Raw genomic sequence first — 17272 nt, forward strand, 5'->3', positions numbered from 1 at the left:
AGTAGGTACTTTAAGCGCTTCCGCTTTCATATCTTCCAGCGTTACAGCGCGAGCCGGGGTCCTGGATGGGGCAGAACTTGGGGTGCTGCCAATTGCTTTGACTGCAGCAGTTGGGTCTGCATTTCCACCTTGTGCTTGGTTAGTGTTTTTATCAATCCTTTGCGGCATGTACGACCCAGCCGGCTGTCCTTGCGGCCTAGGGCTCGACGCAGTGCCAAATGCCGAATACGCCATAAACGTGCCCGTATTGCCCTGCCATAGTGCGTCGGCGATGGTGGGTACAGTGACGATGAGCATGGTCATGATCAGACCGATGCCGCCTTGCTGCTGGGCCTGGCTGGACAAGCCTTCGGCATTGCCGAATGGAATGAACTTGACCGCCCAGTAGGCGGCGGCCGCCTTGGCGGTGAACTTGAGCACCATGGCCGTGACCACGGACAGCATGGCCATCGAGAACAGCGTACCGATGATGTAGTCGTTGACGAGCTTGAACAAAACGAAGTCGCCGAGGCCGATATCGGCCAAGGTCTGCGACCAGCTTGTCCCACGCGACACAAACCGAGCTGCCGTGACAGTCGGTATCGGCGCAGTCATCGGTGCGATCTGCTTGGTCATGGCCTTAAATTACACGGGCAGGCGATTGCTGGGTCATTTCCGGCTGCGACCGCTGCGCGTCCAGTGCGCGCGAGTGCTGCTGGCTCTCTTGCAGCGGCGGCACGTCAGCCGACAGGTCCACCTTGGCGCGGAAGCCCGGCGTGTTGCCGACGATCCAGGCATTGCCGTCTTGCACGGTCACGCTGCGCAGCTGGTTGACGTCGACGATGCCAGCGCGTTTGGCCTCGACGGTGGCATGCATGGCCACCGCATCAGATGTGCCCTGCGGCAGTTTGCTGTGGATGGAGCGGTACAGTAGATCATTGGACATGGCGGCCGCGCCCGGATCTACGCAGCGCTCAGGGGTATTGCCCAGGGGCAGCTTCCAGCCAGGTGTCACATAGACCGGCGTGTCCTCACGCTGCATGCGCTGCTGCGTCTCCTTCCAGCGCTCGGCCGCCATCTCCGCCGCACCTGCACCGGGTGCAAGCGTACCGCGCAACTGATTGATGCCATCTGCCACGTTCATGGACTGGATGGTGCGCGATGTGATGGTCAAGTGACCACGCATCAGCGCTACATCGTCGCGGTACTTGTCGATCATCGGCGCGTACTGCTGCGCCAGCTGTTGTGATTTGGGGTCTTCCAGTGCCGAGCGATCCGGCTTGCCGTCGCCATCGACGGGTAGGAAGTTATGCATCTTATGCGAGTCGCTGAGTTGGACAGCGGCGAGGGGATTGCGTGCATCCAGCAGGCTGCGGGTGTTGTCGTAGCCGGCTTCCTTGAGGGTGGCGATTTCCTGCGGCGAGGCGTAGATCTTGACCTGTCCATAATGCTTGCTGGCAGCACTGACCGCATCGCCGGCCATTACATGATTGATGACATCGGTGCCGCCTTCGGGAATGCGCCGATCCAGGCTGAGCGCGCCATAGGCGTTGAAGGTCTCGCCTTTGAGGCCAAAGTGATGTGCCGTAACCTGTGCCAGGTCGCCGCCGAGCGAGTGGCCGGTGACGGTGACGTCGGGCTCATGCCCATCACGCTTGCCTTGGCGCTCAGCTATCTGCATTGCATGTCGGGTGAATTCAATTGCATCGGCGGCTTGGTCGTTGTGACGAGCTGTCACCATGCCGCCATCGGCGAAGACGACATCCTCTTTTAGCTGCCGTTCGGGCTCTGTGCCGCGATGGGCTACGACAATTTCGCCTGTATCTACCCGCTGATAGATAATGCCTTGATAGCCAGAAGGAGTATCAATGTATTCGAGGCGCTTATATGGCACGCCGCCGATATTTGCAGTTCGACTATTCTCGCCAATTTCATCTGGCTTTTTATAAACATCGTTTGCCAGCTCAGCATATTGTTGTGCGGTGAGAGTCATGGTGAGTCCTTTCTAGCAATCAGAGTCACTTTGAACAACTGTTTGCGCAACTCTTCCTTGAATTGACTTGGATCTGAATGGCCTGAGTCGGGATAGTTGCTCATTTCATCGTTTGGATATCCGCCCGACCAAAAATAGGTCGCAGACGGAGTGCCGCTCAACAATTTATCTTTATATAGGCCTGGCTGAAATCTTGTTTCTTCGTGTTTGCCGGTAGCCTTTAACGAAACATCTACGCTAGTGAGTTCCCATCGGCAGACGCCCTTGGCATAGTAGTCGGCATCAACCATGCCATCTGCATAAAACGTCCCAGTATATGTGGATGCATCTAACCTCTCAAAGTGGATGGGGATGCCATCTTCATCAGACTTGCTCCATACACCGGCAATGGGCTCAATTGGCGTGCATTGCTTGTGGTTAGTCATTTGGTAGAAAGCCGTACCCGAGATCCACGCAAATGGCCCTGGAGCATCCTCGATGGTCATCGTGATCCGGTATGCCTGCGTCGGCTTCGGGTTTTTCCGGTAGACCGGATCGCCGGCGGCGGTATTCGCATCGGTGTCGTGCATTTCAGAAGCAGTGTTCATGGGGTTGCACCCTGCCATGAGCGTGAGGAAAAGACAGCCAGCAATCTTTAGCTTCAGATGAGCGTTCATGTCGCCATTGTGCACTGTGCAGACCACTCGGCGGCGGTGATCGCATCACGCAGCTGGCTAGCGCTGCGGTTGATGTTGGCGCTGTGCAATACCAGCGTAACGAGCAGGACGCAGAACACCAACCCCAGTTCGGGCAGTTGCATCACCAGTGGAGTACACGCCGCACCAACGGTCAATAGCAGCATCAATGCGGTCATGCCGGCCGTGTTGAAAATCGTCTGGCGCAGCTGTCGCATATCGGCAGTCTGTTTATCCTGGCTGCGCAGGTTCTTCCAGATGTTCGCGGCATGTGCAATCCGCATTGTCAGAAGCAGGACAACAGCAACGTGCAGCACAGCACCGACAATGGCCACAAAGTGTGTAAGCCCAAGCAAGGCGGTAAATGTTGTGCGGTAAGCCAGCACAAGCAGGCTGGTAGTGAGCGCTAGCGTCAAGATAACGACGATCAGGAGATTGCGCAGGCTCTCGGCTGACCGATACCAATGAGCATTGTGGGGGAATGGCCTTCTATCCACTGCATCGCTCCTAATGAAGTGCGACTTACCTAACTGTGCAGAACCCTAGTCATCTTTAGCGGTGCCGTAGCCGTACGCGATGGGGTAGGCCCGTGCACAAATCCGTGCCGACGCTGCGTTGAAGCAGTACGTGTTGGTGGAAGTGAAGGTGCCGGTGGCGGGATCTACCGGCAGCCAACAGCACGTAGGGACGCCCAGCGTGCTGAAGGTAAGGGTTTTAGTAGGGGGTCACTTCTTAATGACCTCCTGCAGTGTCTGTGCGAAAGAGTTGAAGTTTTTAGTAATAACACCGATGCCAGTCTAGGCATTTTTATGAGATATCCTTCTTCGTGAAAGATGGAGACTCAATAGGATTTGAATATTGGCTCGGAGCATGCTGTGTATATCACCTTGCAGTCGCTGCCCGAGTTATGCTCCTTGCAATAAGCGATAGCACTTTCGCCTGCAAATTTTATAGAAGGCCCGGCAGAATAGCTTCTCGTTACGCGCTTCGCTTGGTCAGAAGAGCCAAGTCCCGTAGGTTCAGAGACTGCTGCGCATCGATTTTCATAAACATAAAGTGTGTGGCACTTCGCCTCACTTATGCCTTCGCACTTATCGATAGCGTCTCGTTCTGCCTCAGATTTTTTGCGTTTTCCAATAGAGACGCCTAAATTATTGCCAGCGTCGCCTGCGATGGCGCCCCAAGTTTTAATCCATTCTCCGCTAGGTCGCGGTTGCCGTTGAATGGGGTCTCCTGCTGGAATTGGAGCGCATGCAACGGCTCCTTGCCCACCAATTTGGTATTGCCCGACGGGGCAGCCTTGCGCTAACGCGCTTTCACAGATTGGAAATAAAATAAGTATGAGGAAGAAAAGTGAATTCATATTACACCTTTGAATGGATAAAATATCTAGTTTGCAAGGGGTAATTTAAATTTGGTGATTAGAGCCTTGCCCAGCTTGCCCGCGTGAGCCGATTAACGGTGCCGCTTGTGATTGAGTCTGACCTGCAATTCTAGCTGTTTGATTTGTAGTCATCTCAGATCCGCCAGCTTGCTGTCCTTCTCCCTTCGCCACGTGTTGCGGCATATACGACCCAGCCGGCTGCCCCTGTGGTCCGGGACTCGACGCAGCGCCAAATGCCGGATACGCCATAAACGTACCCATATTGCCCTGCCATAGTGCGGCGGCGACGATGAGCATGGCCATGATAATGCTTAGGCCGATGCTACCTTGCTGACAACAAAAAATTCAACACCGCACCGACAATAGCCACAGAGTGTGCAAGCCCAAGCAGGGCGGTAAATGCGGTGCGGTAAGCCAAAACCAGCAGGCAGGCGGTAGGCGCGAGCATCAGGACAACGATAATCAGGAGATTGCGTAGGCTCTAGGCTGACAGGTACCTGTCAGCATGGGGGAGAGTGCTCTATCCACTGCATCGCTCCTATGAAGTGCGACTTACCTACTGTACAGCACCCGCTGGATCGTGCAGGGTGCTGCGGCGGTAGGCGATGGGGCAGGCGCGTGCAAATATCTGTGCCGACGCTGCGTTGAAGCAATACGGCTTAGTGACAGTGAGAATGTGCCGATGGTGGGATCGACGAGGAGCTAGCAATCAGTGGGGGCGCCCAGCGTGCAGAGGGTGAAAGGGGGGGCGTTGTTGTAGTGGAGGATTACTTCGTTGTGACCGACACCGGTTTGAGCCGGAGAGTGAAGAAGAACAAGAAGAATGCTGAGAAAATTAAGTGCTTTCTCGTAGTCATCCTATCAATGATCTTAGTGCAAGATTTTTTGAGTAGTCAATGATGGATGTATTGTCAGAATTTTTTAAAAATTTGATCTGAGCATGCTTTATAAATAACTTTACACTTCACCTGAAACGATCTATTTGCAACATTGCATTCCTTTTCCGCTTGATTGGCGGCTCCTTCTAAAGATGCATTGCCGACAAAAATCGTCTTGCTTCCATCGGGTATTAAGTCTTCAGATGTGTGCGGCTCAGCAATAGCGGCGCATTGATTAAAGTACGTTAGTTTTATCGCACAATTTTTCGGTCCTTTTTTAGTGCATCTCTCCAGCGCATCCACTTCAGCCTCAGATTTAGAGAGTTTTCCAGCGGGCACGCCATAGTAAGGAATTGAGCCTACCCAACCCATAGCGACAGCTCCCCAGGTTTTGATCCATTTGCCTGCAGGGCGAGCTGGCTGCTGGATTGAACCCTCTTGTGGAATTGGAGCGCATGCAACAGCCCCCTGCCCACCAATTTGAAACTGTCCTGGAGGGCAGTTTCCCTCAGCCATAGCGCTGTACGGAAAGAAAATTAACATTGAAATAAACAGGTAGATATTATTCATGTATTTGTAATCCGGCTAATTAATTAATTTTTGCAAAAGTAAATGCGAAATTATCAATCAAGAAAGCCGTTCCTTGCTGTTTCTAACTGCATTACCAACGTAGGCCGGCGCTACTGGCTGCTGTTCAGGTTGATTGCCGGTCGCCGCCCGGGTATTGTTTGTACTAGAGTTAACGGTATTTTCTGTGTTCGGTGAGTCTTGTCGCGGCATATACGACCCAGCCGGCTGCCCCTGTGGTCCGGGACTCGACGCAGCGCCAAATGCCGAATACGCCATAAACGTGCCCATGTTGCCCTGCCATAGTGCGGCGGCGATGGTGGGTACGGTGACGATGAGCATAGTCATGATCAGACCGATGCCACCTTGCTGCAGGGCTTGGCTGGAGAGGCCTTCGGTATTCAGAGAGATGAACTTCATTACCCAGTAGGCGCCAGCGACCTTGGCGGTGAACTTGAGCACCATGGCGGTGACCACGGACAGCATGGCCATCGAGAACAGCGTGCCGATGATGTAGAACAACCACTTTTTGAACAGATCCTTGGTCTGGTCGAAGATCAGCGCCAGGATGAAAATCGGCCCGATGCCGATCAAGAAGGCCATGGTGAACTTGAACAGCAGCAGCATTGCACCGGCCGCCATCGGCGGGCTGGCGGTGCCGAAGCCGGCCAGCAGCACGGCGCGCCCCTTTTTCTCCAGCATTTCCGGCTGACTAGACTCCACCCGCACCGCATCCAGCGCGGCCAGCGCAATCTGGGTATAGGCCAGGTTCTCGTCGATCGCATCGGCGGAGCTGCCCTCCTCGCCGGTGAACAGCTCATGGATTTCCTTGTCCAGGTTTTGGGTCATGGTCTGGTGCAGCATGGCGCCATTGGCACCCAGGGCTGACGCCAAGCTGATGATGACGGCGACCTTGGCTGCCTTGATCATGGTAGCCATCGCACTCTCACGCGACTGCCCGGTGGCGATGCGGTAGCCCAGGATCAAGATCCATAGCGTGGTCACCGTCAGCGCGATGGTGCTGACCCACTTCATGGCCCGCCCCATCAACTCCATGCCGAATTCCTGGATTTCCTGGTTGAAGTAGTCGTTGACCAGCTTGAAGAAAACGAAGTCGCCGAGGGTGGCGTCCGCCAAAGGCTGCAACCAGTTCATCCCACCATGAAAGAAAACATCCATTGTTGCCTGCCTATGTACCGTAATGGGGGCTTTGGTTGCCCGCTGATTATTTATTTAGACAGCGCAATCTTCAGTGCGGCTGCTTGGACGATCTGCCCCAAAATATTGCCCTTGTCGCCTTCAAGCGCGCGCTTGGCGAGCAGGCTCTGGTCGTCCTTGAGGCCGGCGATGTAGATGTCGTAGGCCTTCATCTTGGCTTCCCAATGACTCAGCTCCAATGCATTGCGCGCCACATAGCGCTGCACTTCATTGTTGTTTGCGGCCAGCGCGCCCTCCTTCGTTCCTACATTATCGCGCTGACGCTCCAGCCTCTCGAAGTCGGCACTGCGCACCACCATGCGCTGGATGATCTTCACTGCCTCGTTGTATTGGGCGTTTTGTGCTTGCACGATACTGGCGCAGACACGTTGCTGCTGTTCCTGAATATTGGCCCCGCCAGTCAGGCTCAACGGAATGGATTTGATCTGGTCCATGAGGCCCGCAATACCCGACGCGCCGGGGCAGTACGCGTCCAACCCGTAACTTGCATCGCGCAGAACGAACTGGTTTTCCAGCTGGGGCATGTTGAACTGCAGGCGCTGCAACTTGATGAGCTGCTGCTGATAATGCTGCAGCTGCTGTTGATACTGCTTGATCGTCTCGGTCCATCGCTTGGCTTGTTCCGCATATTCCTTGAGGTCCTTTGCCATTCCCGTCGGGTTCGTGATGATCACTTGCGCGTTGGCAGGTCCTGCACACAGCCCGATGCTTAGCAGCAGGCCGGCGGCAAGGCGGGAAATCGGATGGCGGAGGCGGCAGGAACGTGCGGTCATGGCGAGTCTCGTCGATCTTTTCGGTATAGATGAGTGGCGGGAACAGCGGCAGCAAAAACAGCGGTGAATGCCAGATGCGCGTTCAGCGGGACGGTCCGGCTTTATAAATCATGCGCTCGTCGCGGGTGAGTGAGGCCGTTTCGTCCAGACACAGACTCCCCGGCGGCACTGGCTGACCACCGGGGAAGACTGGAGATGATTGCCTGCTGGGCCATGATCCTTATGCGCGATGAGGCAGGTTTGGTGCGAACTGTGGCACACACTTAACCAAATTTCTACTAATGAGGTATTGCCTTACCCGCGGGGTCGCCGCCCAGGCGCCGCCTGGCTTGATCTGCCAGCTTTTTGTAAGGAAATCCCTACAGCCGATCGCGGCATTTGCCTGTGGAGCGTCCTCTTTGTCAGTTTAGGCTCCAGCCGACACACGGCAGGTGCGAAACGGCACCTGCCGGCCGCCATGAAGACAGTCCGTCACAGCAATCCCGGTTTCGGCGGCCGCAACGGGCTCCTTTCCTCCGCAGTCAGCCACTGATGCCGTCGCAGACGTTCAGGTTGGCAGCTCGTCTCACCCCTCCCACACCGGCAATTTCTTCGCCACCGCCACGTTCTTCAACGTCACATACTTGGGCAGGCCGTCGTTACCGTAGGCCAGCGGGGCTTCGCCCTTGATCAGTGGGGCGAAATAGCGGCGGGCGCGGTCGGTGATGCCGAAGCCGTCCTTGCGCAGGAAGCTGGGCGGCATCTTCTTTTCGTGATTGGCCACCTTGTGCAGCGGGGCGGGCACGATCTTCCAGCGATAGGGGGCGTCGCTGACGCGTTCGATCACCGGAATCACCGCGTTCATGCCTTTGAGTGCGTATTGCACGGCGGCCTTGCCGACGGCCTGGGCCTGTTCCCAGTCGGTCTTGGAGGCGAGGTGGCGCGCGGAACGCTGCAGGTAATCCGGCAGGGTCCAGTGCACCTTGTAGCCCAGTTCCTGTTTGACCTGTGCGGCCAGGAATGCGGCCACACCGCCCAGTTGCGCGTGGCCGAATGAGTCGGCTGCGCCACCGGCATCGGCGACGAAGTTGCCGTGTGCGTCCTGGATGCCTTCGCTGGCGACCACCACGCACCAGCCGACCTTTTCGACGACCTGTTTCACCTTGGCCAGGAACGCGGCTTGGTCGTAGGCGCGCTCGGGCAGCAGGATGATCTGCGGTGCATCGTCCGGGCCCTGACCTGCGAGCCCCGCTGCGGCCGCAAGCCAGCCGGCGTGGCGGCCCATCGCTTCGTAGATGAAGACCTTGGTGGAGGTGTCGGCCATCGCGGCGACATCCAGTGCGGCTTCGCGCACCGATACCGCGGTGTATTTGGCCGCCGAGCCGAACCCGGGGCAGGTATCGGTCACCGCAAGATCGTTGTCGATGGTCTTGGGCACGCCGATGCAGTGCAGCGGGTAGCCGTAAGCCTTGGCCAGCTGCGAGACCTTCCATGCGGTGTCGGCCGAATCGTTGCCGCCGTTGTAGAGGAACCAGCGCACGTCATGTGCGCGCAGCACGTCGAGCAGACGTTCGTACTTGGCGCTGTCCTGTTCGAGCGACTTGAGCTTGTAGCGGCACGAGCCGAACGCGCCGCCGGGTGTCTGCGCCAGTGCGGCGATCGCGGAGGCCGATTCCTTGGAGGTATCGATCAACTCCTCGCGCAGCGCGCCCAGGATGCCGTTGCGGGCGGCCAATACCTTGATCTTGCGCGCACGCGCTTCGGTGATAACGCCGGCAGCGGTGGCGTTGATGACGGCGGTGACGCCGCCGGATTGGGCATACAACAAGTTGCCAGTGGACATAGGGGGACGGACTCCTCACATGGAAACATGGCGCAGGGGACAGTGCCGGGACATTCCCCGGATGGGGTAAGCTGCACGACCATACGGTCAGCGCCGGCGAAGGCTTGAGTCTAACGCCGCCAACCGCAACGCGTTTTTATTCGAAAGTGGAGTCCACTGATGCGATTGGTTCTGTTGGGACCGCCCGGTTCGGGCAAGGGCACCCAGGCGACACGTCTCAAAGATTCGTTTGAGATCCCGCACATTTCCACCGGCGACCTGCTGCGTGCCGAAGTGGCCGCCGGCTCGCCGCTCGGCCTGAAGGCCAAGGAAGTCATGGCACGCGGCGATCTGGTGTCCGACGACATCCTGCTCGGCATGCTGGAGTCGCGGCTTGGTCAGGCCGATGTCGCCAAGGGGTTCATCCTCGATGGTTATCCGCGCAATGTGGCGCAGGCCAATGCGCTGGACAACCTGCTCAGCAAGATCGGTCAGCCACTGGATGCGGTGGTGCAGCTGGACGTCGCCAGCGAGTTGCTGGTCGAGCGCATCGCCGGACGTGCCAAGGCCGAAGGCCGTGAGGACGACAACCCGGAATCGGTGCGCAAGCGTCTGCAGGTCTATACCGACTCAACGGCGCCGGTGATCGGCTTCTACGAGCAGCGCGGCAAGTTGGCGCGTGTGGATGGCGTTGGGTCGCTGGACGAAGTGCTGGAACGCATCAGCAAGGCGCTCGGCCGCTGAGTCACCCGGACCGGGCGCAACGCCCGGTCTGTGTTTACCGCGTGCCTGTTGGCCGCGCCGTGTGCAGATCAAGACCCCGGAAAAGAAAAACCCCGGCCATACAAGATGACCGGGGCAGAATAACGCCAGTAATGAGCTTGCTCAGAGCCCCAACAGCATGAGCTCCCTGGGGATTTGGTCTCTTGGGGAGTAGAACCAAAGGGTGCTGCGACTGGCGTTCAGCATAGTGAGGGATGTGACGCAGTTCGCATATCGGGAAATTCCCGACAGTACGGTAGGACTTTCCTGACAGCGGCGCCGGGTGCGGATCGGAATGTCCTGCAACTCCGGTGATCGGCGACAATGTGCTCCATGAGCAAACTCCACATCCTCGGCATCGCCGGGACTTTCATGGGCGGTGTGGCCGCCCTGGCACGCGAGCTGGGCTGGCAGGTAGAAGGCAGCGACCAGGCCATCTATCCACCGATGTCTACCCAGCTGGAAACGCTCGGGATTTCGCTGGCCCAGGGCTACGCGCCGTCCAATATTTCCGCCGACGCCACCGAGGTGGTCATCGGCAATGCCTTGTCGCGCGGCAATCCGGCTGTGGAAGCGGTGCTCGATGCAGGCCGCCGCTATAGCTCAGGCGCCCAATGGCTGGCCGAGCAGGTGCTGCCGGGCCGCGACACGCTGGCGGTCGCCGGTACCCATGGCAAGACCACCACCACCACCATCCTGAGCTATCTGCTGGAGGCGGCCGGGCGCGCGCCGGGCTTTTTGATCGGCGGCGTGGCCGAGGATTTCGGCGTGTCGGCGCGGCTGGGGCAGGGGCGCGCGTTCGTGGTGGAAGCCGACGAATACGACACCGCCTTCTTCGACAAGCGCAGCAAGTTCGTGCACTACCGACCGCTGGTGGCGATCCTCAATAACCTCGAATACGACCACGCCGATATTTTTCCTGACGTGGCCGCCATCCAACGGCAGTTCCATCATCTGGTCCGCACCGTACCGGCGCGCGGGCGGCTGATCGTCAATGGCGAAGACGCGCGACTTGCCGAGGTGTTGGCGATGGGCTGCTGGACGCCGGTGGAGCGGTTCGGTTTCGATGCGGCGCTGGAGTGGAGCGCGCGCTTGGTGGCCGCCGATGGCAGCATGTTTGCGGTCGCGCATCGCGGCGTGGAGATCGGCCAGGTGCAGTGGCCGCTGGTCGGGCGGCACAACGTGCTCAACGCACTGGCGGCGCTGGCCGCTGTGCATGCGGTGGGCGTGGATCCGGCAACGGTGATGCCGGCGCTGGCGCACTTTCAGAGCGTCAAACGCCGACTGGAAGTGTTGGGGCAGGCGCGCGGGATCACCATCTACGACGACTTCGCGCATCACCCCACCGCCATTGCGACCACCTTGCAGGGGCTGCGTGCGAAGGTGGGCGCGGCGCGTGTGCTGGTGGCGATGGAGCCGCGCAGCAATTCGATGCGGTTGGGCGCGCATGCGCAGGCGTTGGCGCCGTCGCTGCACGATGCCGACGCGGTGGTATTCCTGCATCGTCCCGAGTTGCCATGGGATGCGGCACCGATCATCGCGCAGGTGCGCGGGCAGGCACACGTGGCGCATGACGTGGAGGCGTTGCTGCAGACGCTGGGCGACATCGCGCAGCCGGGCGACCATGTGGTGTTTATGTCCAATGGCGGATTCGACGGCGCGCCGCGTCGCTTTCTGGCGCAGCTGTCGTGATGGCGTCGATCGCGGACACTGACGACACCAGCGCTTTGCCGCTGTTTCCGCTGCACAGCGTGTTGTTGCCGGGCGCGGCGATGGGGCTGCGCGTATTCGAGCGCCGCTATCTGGATCTGGTGCGCGAATGCGGGCGCAACGGCACCAGCTTCGGCGTGTGCCTGATCCTGGATGGCAATGAGGTGGGCGTACCGGCAACACCGGCGGCGTTCGGCACCGAAGTGCGGATCGAGGATTTCGATGTCGGCGCCGATGGCGTGCTGGTGCTACGTCTACGCGGCACGCGTCGCTTTCATGTGCAGCGCTCGCGCATCCGCGACAACGGGCTGTTGGTGGGCGAGGTGAGCTGGTGCGAGCCGGATCCCGACGACGAATTGCGGCCCGAGCACAGCCTGTTGGCAACCGTGCTCGAGCGCATGCTCGAACAGGTGGGCGGCGAATTTGCCTCGGTCGGCCCGGGGTTGCTGGATCAGTCCGCATGGGTGGGCTGGCGGCTGGCCGAGTTGTTGCCATTGACCGAGCAGCAACGCTTGTCGTTGTTGCAGCAGGACGACCCGCATCAGCGTCTGGAGCAGTTGCTGGCCTGGATGCCCTGAGCGCGGGCAATCACGTAGCGCGGCCAATCAGCAGGCGCCGCCGTGCATCGGGTGCGAAGGAGACGAACGTGGATAGGCACTGCATGCCGCTTCCGGGCATCGGCCGCAGCTAGTCAATGATCGCGCAGAAGTGTTTTGCTCTCGCGAGGCACTGCTTCTATCGCCCCATCACCGCACTTGCACCGCCGTCGCGGCAGACTTCTTACGCTTGAGTGCGCTAGCGATGGCATCCATGCACTGGATGCGCGCAAGGGCGATACGCGTTTTTAGTGAGGGAGTGTGCCTTGATCATCGATGTGAAACCGCGTGTGGCGGATGTGTTCAGTCAGGTCTGGCGGACCCTGGCGGTGTTGTTTGTCTGGGACGTGTTGATCACGATCATCTATTACGTGCTGCCGTTCCGCGCGCCGGCATTGCCGTTGACCATTTTCGGTTCGGCACTGGCGTTATTCCTGGGCTTTCGCGCCAATTCCACCTATCAACGCTGGTGGGAAGGCCGCGTGCTGTGGGGCCAGATGATCAATGCATCGCGCAATCTGGTGCGCCTGAGCGTCAGCATCCTGTCTGCGCCAGAAGCTGCAGCGCTGGGGCGCACGATCGCGCTACGGCAGATCGCCTACGTCAATGCCCTGCGCTGCCAGCTGCGGCGGTTGCCGGTGGCGATGGCCTTGCAGTCGCGGCTGGATGCCGACGAAGTGGCAGCGGTGATCACGCGTACGAACGTGGCCAATGGCTTGCTCGATACGACAGGCCGTGCCGTGGAACAGGCGCGGCGCGATGGCTGGATCGACAGCATCCAGCAGGCCAGCGTCGAGCGCATTCTGGTGGATATCGCCAACGCGCAGGGCGGCATGGAGCGGCTGAAAAATACGCCGCTGCCGTATCAGTACCGCTTCTATCCGAACCTTTTTACACGGCTGTTTTGCGTGCTGTTGCCGATCGGCCTGGTGGAAACGCTGCAGTACGCCACGCCGGTAGGATCGACGGTCGCCGGCTTGATGTTTTTGGCGGTGCTGAAGATCGGCGATGAGCTGGTCGATCCGTTTGCCAACACAATCCACGATCTGCCGCTGGACACCATGTGCCGCACGGTGGAGATCGATGCCCTGCAGGCAATTGGCGAACCCGCACCGGAGCCAATGCAACCGGTGGATGGGGTGTTGTGGTGAGGCGTTGCGCGCTTGACCAATGCGGCTTGTGCCCATCCAAACGGCGCTGAAGCACAAGCTCTCGGTCACCTTGAGAGGTAATGGAATGGTGCGGATGCTTTGGTTGTAGAGCGGCTGATCTGCGGCTTGGGTGCAGGGCCCTTGCCCGCCCACCATCACGGGACACGCCGTGAATCCGTCCCTGGAGGCTCTTACGCGGCATCCATGCCGCGTAAGGTCCCGCGACGGTGGGCGGGCAAGGGCCAGTCGAGATGGTCGGTGTGCTTGGTGCAAGCAATGCATGATGTGCTTCTACTTTGCTAGCTCACATGTGTGTGCGATCCGCATCAGCAGGCCACTGCGACGCGCGAGACGACCAGCTCTTTTACGCAGCTAACGACCAACGTCCTGGTGCGGTGTCCTCGCCGCTTGCGGGACCGTGTGGCGGCATGGATGCCGCCACCGAGCCCCCAGGGATGGGTTCACGGCGTGTCCCGCGAGCGGTGAGGGCGCCGCACCCTCGACTAAGAGCAGCTAACAAAAGGACTGTGCAGCCGCCAGGCGGGCGCGGCTGGTGCTCGGAATCCACTCGTACACTCCAGTTCCCGCGCGTCGTCCACACCCACCTGACGACTGCTCGCTGCGTTTTGTTAGCCGCTCTCACCAAGGCTGTTGACCTAAACATCCGTCTGCATCTAAGCGACGCAACGCGTTGCCCCCATCAAGGCAGCGTTCAAAAAGTTTTACTAGCAGTTCTTATCAACCGGACTGCGCGTTCGCCGGCCGATCGCCGCTGTTACCCGATCGATCAACGACGCTGTTGTGACGGATGCGATGCAGCCAGATCGGACGCAGTGGTTTCCGTCTGCGATGCAGCGTTGTCTTTGTTCTCGCCACGCACCGCGTTGCCCGACGTACTGTCGATCAGGATCACCGGTACCTGCGAGCGGCGACGCTGCTCCACGCGATGCGGCAGCGGGCCGAGTGCGTCGCGCAACGCGCTGAGTGCAGGGTCCACGCCGCGTAGTGGGTACCACAGGCCGATCAGGCTGAAGTGGCGGCTGTAGCGCAAGGTCTGCGTGCTGCCTACCCACAGCGGTTGTGCGCTGGGCTGCAGTCGCGCGGCTGCAGGCCACAGGCGCAACACATGCACGTGCCCGGGCGCTGCATGACGCACCATCAGCAGGGCTTCCACTTGTGTGTCCAGCGTGGCCGGCAGAATCGGCACTTCGTCCGGGCGGCCGCTGACATCCAGCAGGTGCAATGCCTGTTCCCAGCCGGCCTGCGGTTGTGTCCGCCAGCCGCGTGCTTCGAGCTGGCGTTGTAGTGGCGCGAGCGGGCCGGCCACCTGCACGTCCAGCGGCCAGCGCTGGTCGTCGTCGAATTCATTGCGACGTGCAGGCAGCAGCCGCCATTGGCCCTCCCACCAGTCGCTGGCGGGCAGGTCCATCAGCAGCGGCGGTGGCGGTTCGAACTTGGCCAGCTTGGTGCCGAGATTACGCGGCGCAAAGAAGATCGCGCAGCTCACGAACACGCCGTAGAAGATCCACGACACCGGCTTGACCCAGAACGCGCGCGTGGCGCGGCGGCGATACGCAATGCCCAGCACCAGCAGCCAGAAGATGCCGAACAACATGCCGCCGACCACATCGCTGAGCCAATGCGCCCCCAGGTACAGGCGTGCGAAGCCGATCAGCGAGACGATGGCGCCACTGACCAGATACGGCCAGACGCGGCGGCGGCCGGGCAGTTCGCGTGCGATCAACAGCGCGAAAAACCCGAACCCGATCGTGGCCATGGTGACCGCCACCGACGGGAATCCGAACCCGCTGCTGGCGGCCGGTGGGCGCACCACCTGCACGGTGGCGCCCAGCAACTGCGTCAGGGCCAGGCCAAACGCCAGTGCGATCACCCAATGCGCCACCGCCATCCAGCGCCGACGCCAGGCCAGGTAGCCCATCGCTGCGGCGATCGCCGGCAACAACACCTGCCAATCGCCCAGCGAGGCCAGCGCCACCATCGGGTAGTCGGCCAGCGGGTTGCGCAGCGCCAGCATCAAATCGTGCACAGCGAGGTCCACGCGCAGCGGTTCGCCATGCGCCAGCACCACCATCAGCAACACGAACCAACCCCAGCCCAGCAGCAACAGCATCAGCGCCATCATCGCCAGCGGGACCGATTCGCGCCGGCGTGGGTCGAACACGCTGACCGACCAGTTGCCCAGCACCGGGTGCCGATGCGACCACTCCAGCAATCGCGCCAGCAGTGCATCCAGATGGCCTGCCGACCAGCGGTACGAATACAGCACCACCGCCCAGGCCAGGCCGATCACCGCAGCCAGCAGGGTGACCACTACGAACAGGCGCCCGGCGACTGCAGCGACCGCGTCGTAAGCGGTGCCCAACACCCAGCCCGGCACCAGAAATAGCAGCGCCCACGACACGCAGGCCAGCCCGCTGGCGAACAGATAGCGCTTAAACGGCATGTGCGACATGCCGGCGATGGCGGGTACGAACGGCCGCACCGCGCCGACATAGCGCGCGATCAGAATGCTCTTGAAGGCGTTGCGTCGGAACAGCAGCTCACCGCGTTCCAGCAACTGGGGATAGCGCCGAAACGGCCAATACGTGTGCAACTGGTGGCCCCAGCGATGGCCCACCCAGAAGCTCAACGCATCGCCGATAAACGCCCCCAGGGTGGCGCACACCACTGCATACGGGCCGTTGATCTGGCCGAGCCCGATCAGCACGCCGATGGCGAACAGCAGCGGCAGCGCGGGCACGATGGCACCGAGCACGATCACCGCATCACAGAATGCGATGGCAAAGATCACCACGCCAGCCAAGGTGGGGTGGTGTCCGATCCACTCCAGCGTGGCGTCGATCCATGAGTTCATTCCCGAATTATAAGTGGGCAGGGCGACGACTGACTTGCGCCATGCTCACATCGGCCGGTTGGCTTCACCTGAGGTTGCAACCAGGCCACGGTGCGGGCGTGTGTCATCGGCACGCGCTGCAACGGCAGTACGGCGATGCGGGCTGCCCGCCTACAATGGGGAATGAGTCACGAGCCCGCCGACAATCTCCCGCTGAAGTCCGATACGTTCGGGCGCATTTTGTTGATCCGCGACGCTGGCCGGGTGTTTGTGCGGCGCGACCTTAGCGTGGCGCCCTGGCTTCTGCGTGGGGTGGCCTGGTGGCTGGCACGTCGCGAAGCGCTGGCGCTGCGGCAGCTGGATGGCTTGCCACACACGCCACGGCTGTTGCGCTGGGACGGGCGCCATCTGGACCGCAGCTATCTGGCCGGCGATGCGATGTACCAGCGCCCGCCACGCGGTGATCTGGCGTATTTCAGGCAGGCGCGCAGGCTGTTGCAGCAGCTGCATCGGTGTGGCGTGGCCCACAACGATCTGGCCAAGGAAGCCAACTGGCTGGTGCAGGACGATGGCAGCCCGGCGGTGATCGATTTCCAGCTGGCGGTACGCGGCCACCCACGCGCGCGCTGGATGCGTCTGCTTGCACGCGAAGACCTGCGTCACCTGCTCAAGCACAAACGCATGTATTGCCCGGCCGCGATCACGCCAGTGGAGCGTCGCGTGCTCAAGCGCAGGTCGTGGGTACGCGAGCTGTGGTTCGCCACCGGCAAACCGGTCTACCGCTTTGTGACCCGGCGCATCCTGCACTGGGAAGACAACGAAGGGCAGGGGCCGAAGCCCTGAGGGGCTGGTAATCGGGAATCGAGAATGGGGAATCGGTAGAGCGTATCGCGTGAGTTGATTGTTCGTCGGCTGGTGGACGTTCAAGGCGC

At 60.3% G+C, this 17272-nt stretch carries 13 protein-coding genes, 1 other RNA gene and 1 pseudogene; 6 read left to right on the forward strand and 9 right to left on the reverse strand.

Translation table 11 applies throughout. From position 1 onward, the window contains the following. Positions 1-10: 10 nt before the first annotated feature. The 8 genes and pseudogenes from VC212_RS06125 to VC212_RS06160 all read right to left on the reverse strand — a co-directional run. A pseudogene (locus VC212_RS06125) lies at positions 11-474 on the reverse strand (Type IV secretion system protein virB6); the annotation flags it as partial. 145 nt (positions 475-619) lie between these two features. Next, entirely contained in the window at positions 620-1972 is a 1353-nt protein-coding gene (locus VC212_RS06130) for a DUF6792 domain-containing protein (RefSeq protein WP_323514684.1), read from the reverse strand. Next, positions 1969-2628: a hypothetical protein gene (locus VC212_RS06135; RefSeq protein WP_323514683.1), complete on the reverse strand. Its 660-nt coding sequence runs from the start codon at positions 2626-2628 to the stop codon at positions 1969-1971. Before VC212_RS06135 ends, VC212_RS06130 begins: the two co-directional genes overlap by 4 nt. Then, positions 2625-3143 carry a hypothetical protein gene (locus VC212_RS06140; protein ID WP_323514682.1) on the reverse strand — a complete coding sequence of 173 codons (519 nt, stop codon included), beginning with the start codon at positions 3141-3143 and terminating at the stop codon, positions 2625-2627. The genes VC212_RS06135 and VC212_RS06140 overlap by 4 nt, the downstream gene beginning before the upstream one ends. Before the next feature lie 1798 nt (positions 3144-4941). Continuing rightward, a complete protein-coding gene (locus tag VC212_RS06145) occupies positions 4942-5478 on the reverse strand; it encodes a DUF4189 domain-containing protein (protein WP_323514681.1) in 537 nt (178 codons plus the stop codon). Between the two features lie 57 nt (positions 5479-5535). Further along, the gene (locus tag VC212_RS06150) at positions 5536-6654 is read right to left on the reverse strand and encodes a type IV secretion system protein (RefSeq protein WP_323514680.1); all 1119 of its coding nucleotides are present in this window, start codon (positions 6652-6654) and stop codon (positions 5536-5538) included. 50 nt (positions 6655-6704) lie between these two features. Further along, positions 6705-7466: a hypothetical protein gene (locus tag VC212_RS06155; protein WP_115554533.1), complete on the reverse strand. Its 762-nt coding sequence runs from the start codon at positions 7464-7466 to the stop codon at positions 6705-6707. A gap of 565 nt (positions 7467-8031) precedes the next feature. Beyond that, positions 8032-9288, reverse strand: a complete 1257-nt coding sequence (locus tag VC212_RS06160) for a 6-phosphofructokinase (protein ID WP_115513811.1) — start codon at positions 9286-9288, stop codon at positions 8032-8034. A gap of 159 nt (positions 9289-9447) precedes the next feature. Here VC212_RS06160 and VC212_RS06165 point away from each other — a divergent pair, with 159 nt between their 5' ends. The 5 genes from VC212_RS06165 (at position 9448) to VC212_RS06185 (ending at position 14121) form a co-directional block, all read left to right on the forward strand. Further along, entirely contained in the window at positions 9448-10011 is a 564-nt protein-coding gene (locus VC212_RS06165; protein WP_055848486.1) for an adenylate kinase, read from the forward strand. A gap of 342 nt (positions 10012-10353) precedes the next feature. Continuing rightward, positions 10354-11721, forward strand: a complete 1368-nt coding sequence (gene mpl, locus VC212_RS06170; RefSeq protein ID WP_323514679.1) for a UDP-N-acetylmuramate:L-alanyl-gamma-D-glutamyl-meso-diaminopimelate ligase — start codon at positions 10354-10356, stop codon at positions 11719-11721. Next, the gene (locus VC212_RS06175; protein ID WP_323514678.1) at positions 11721-12317 is read left to right on the forward strand and encodes an LON peptidase substrate-binding domain-containing protein; all 597 of its coding nucleotides are present in this window, start codon (positions 11721-11723) and stop codon (positions 12315-12317) included. The genes mpl and VC212_RS06175 overlap by 1 nt, the downstream gene beginning before the upstream one ends. A gap of 284 nt (positions 12318-12601) precedes the next feature. Beyond that, the gene (locus VC212_RS06180) at positions 12602-13486 is read left to right on the forward strand and encodes a bestrophin family ion channel (protein WP_115562816.1); all 885 of its coding nucleotides are present in this window, start codon (positions 12602-12604) and stop codon (positions 13484-13486) included. 562 nt (positions 13487-14048) lie between these two features. Then, a non-coding RNA gene (locus VC212_RS06185) (sX9 sRNA) lies at positions 14049-14121 on the forward strand. Positions 14122-14273: 152 nt separating this feature from the next. On the opposite strand, the gene VC212_RS06190 is transcribed toward VC212_RS06185, so the two are convergent. Further along, positions 14274-16361, reverse strand: coding sequence for a VTT domain-containing protein (locus VC212_RS06190; RefSeq protein WP_323514677.1), 2088 nt, complete (start codon positions 16359-16361; stop codon positions 14274-14276). Between the two features lie 162 nt (positions 16362-16523). Here VC212_RS06190 and VC212_RS06195 point away from each other — a divergent pair, with 162 nt between their 5' ends. Then, positions 16524-17183 carry a serine/threonine-protein kinase gene (locus VC212_RS06195; protein WP_055848499.1) on the forward strand — a complete coding sequence of 220 codons (660 nt, stop codon included), beginning with the start codon at positions 16524-16526 and terminating at the stop codon, positions 17181-17183. Positions 17184-17272: the final 89 nt, after the last annotated feature.

Origin of the sequence: Xanthomonas sp. WHRI 8932A (genome assembly GCF_035012785.1) — a bacterium.
In the GTDB taxonomy this organism is placed as follows: Bacteria; Pseudomonadota; Gammaproteobacteria; order Xanthomonadales; family Xanthomonadaceae; genus Xanthomonas.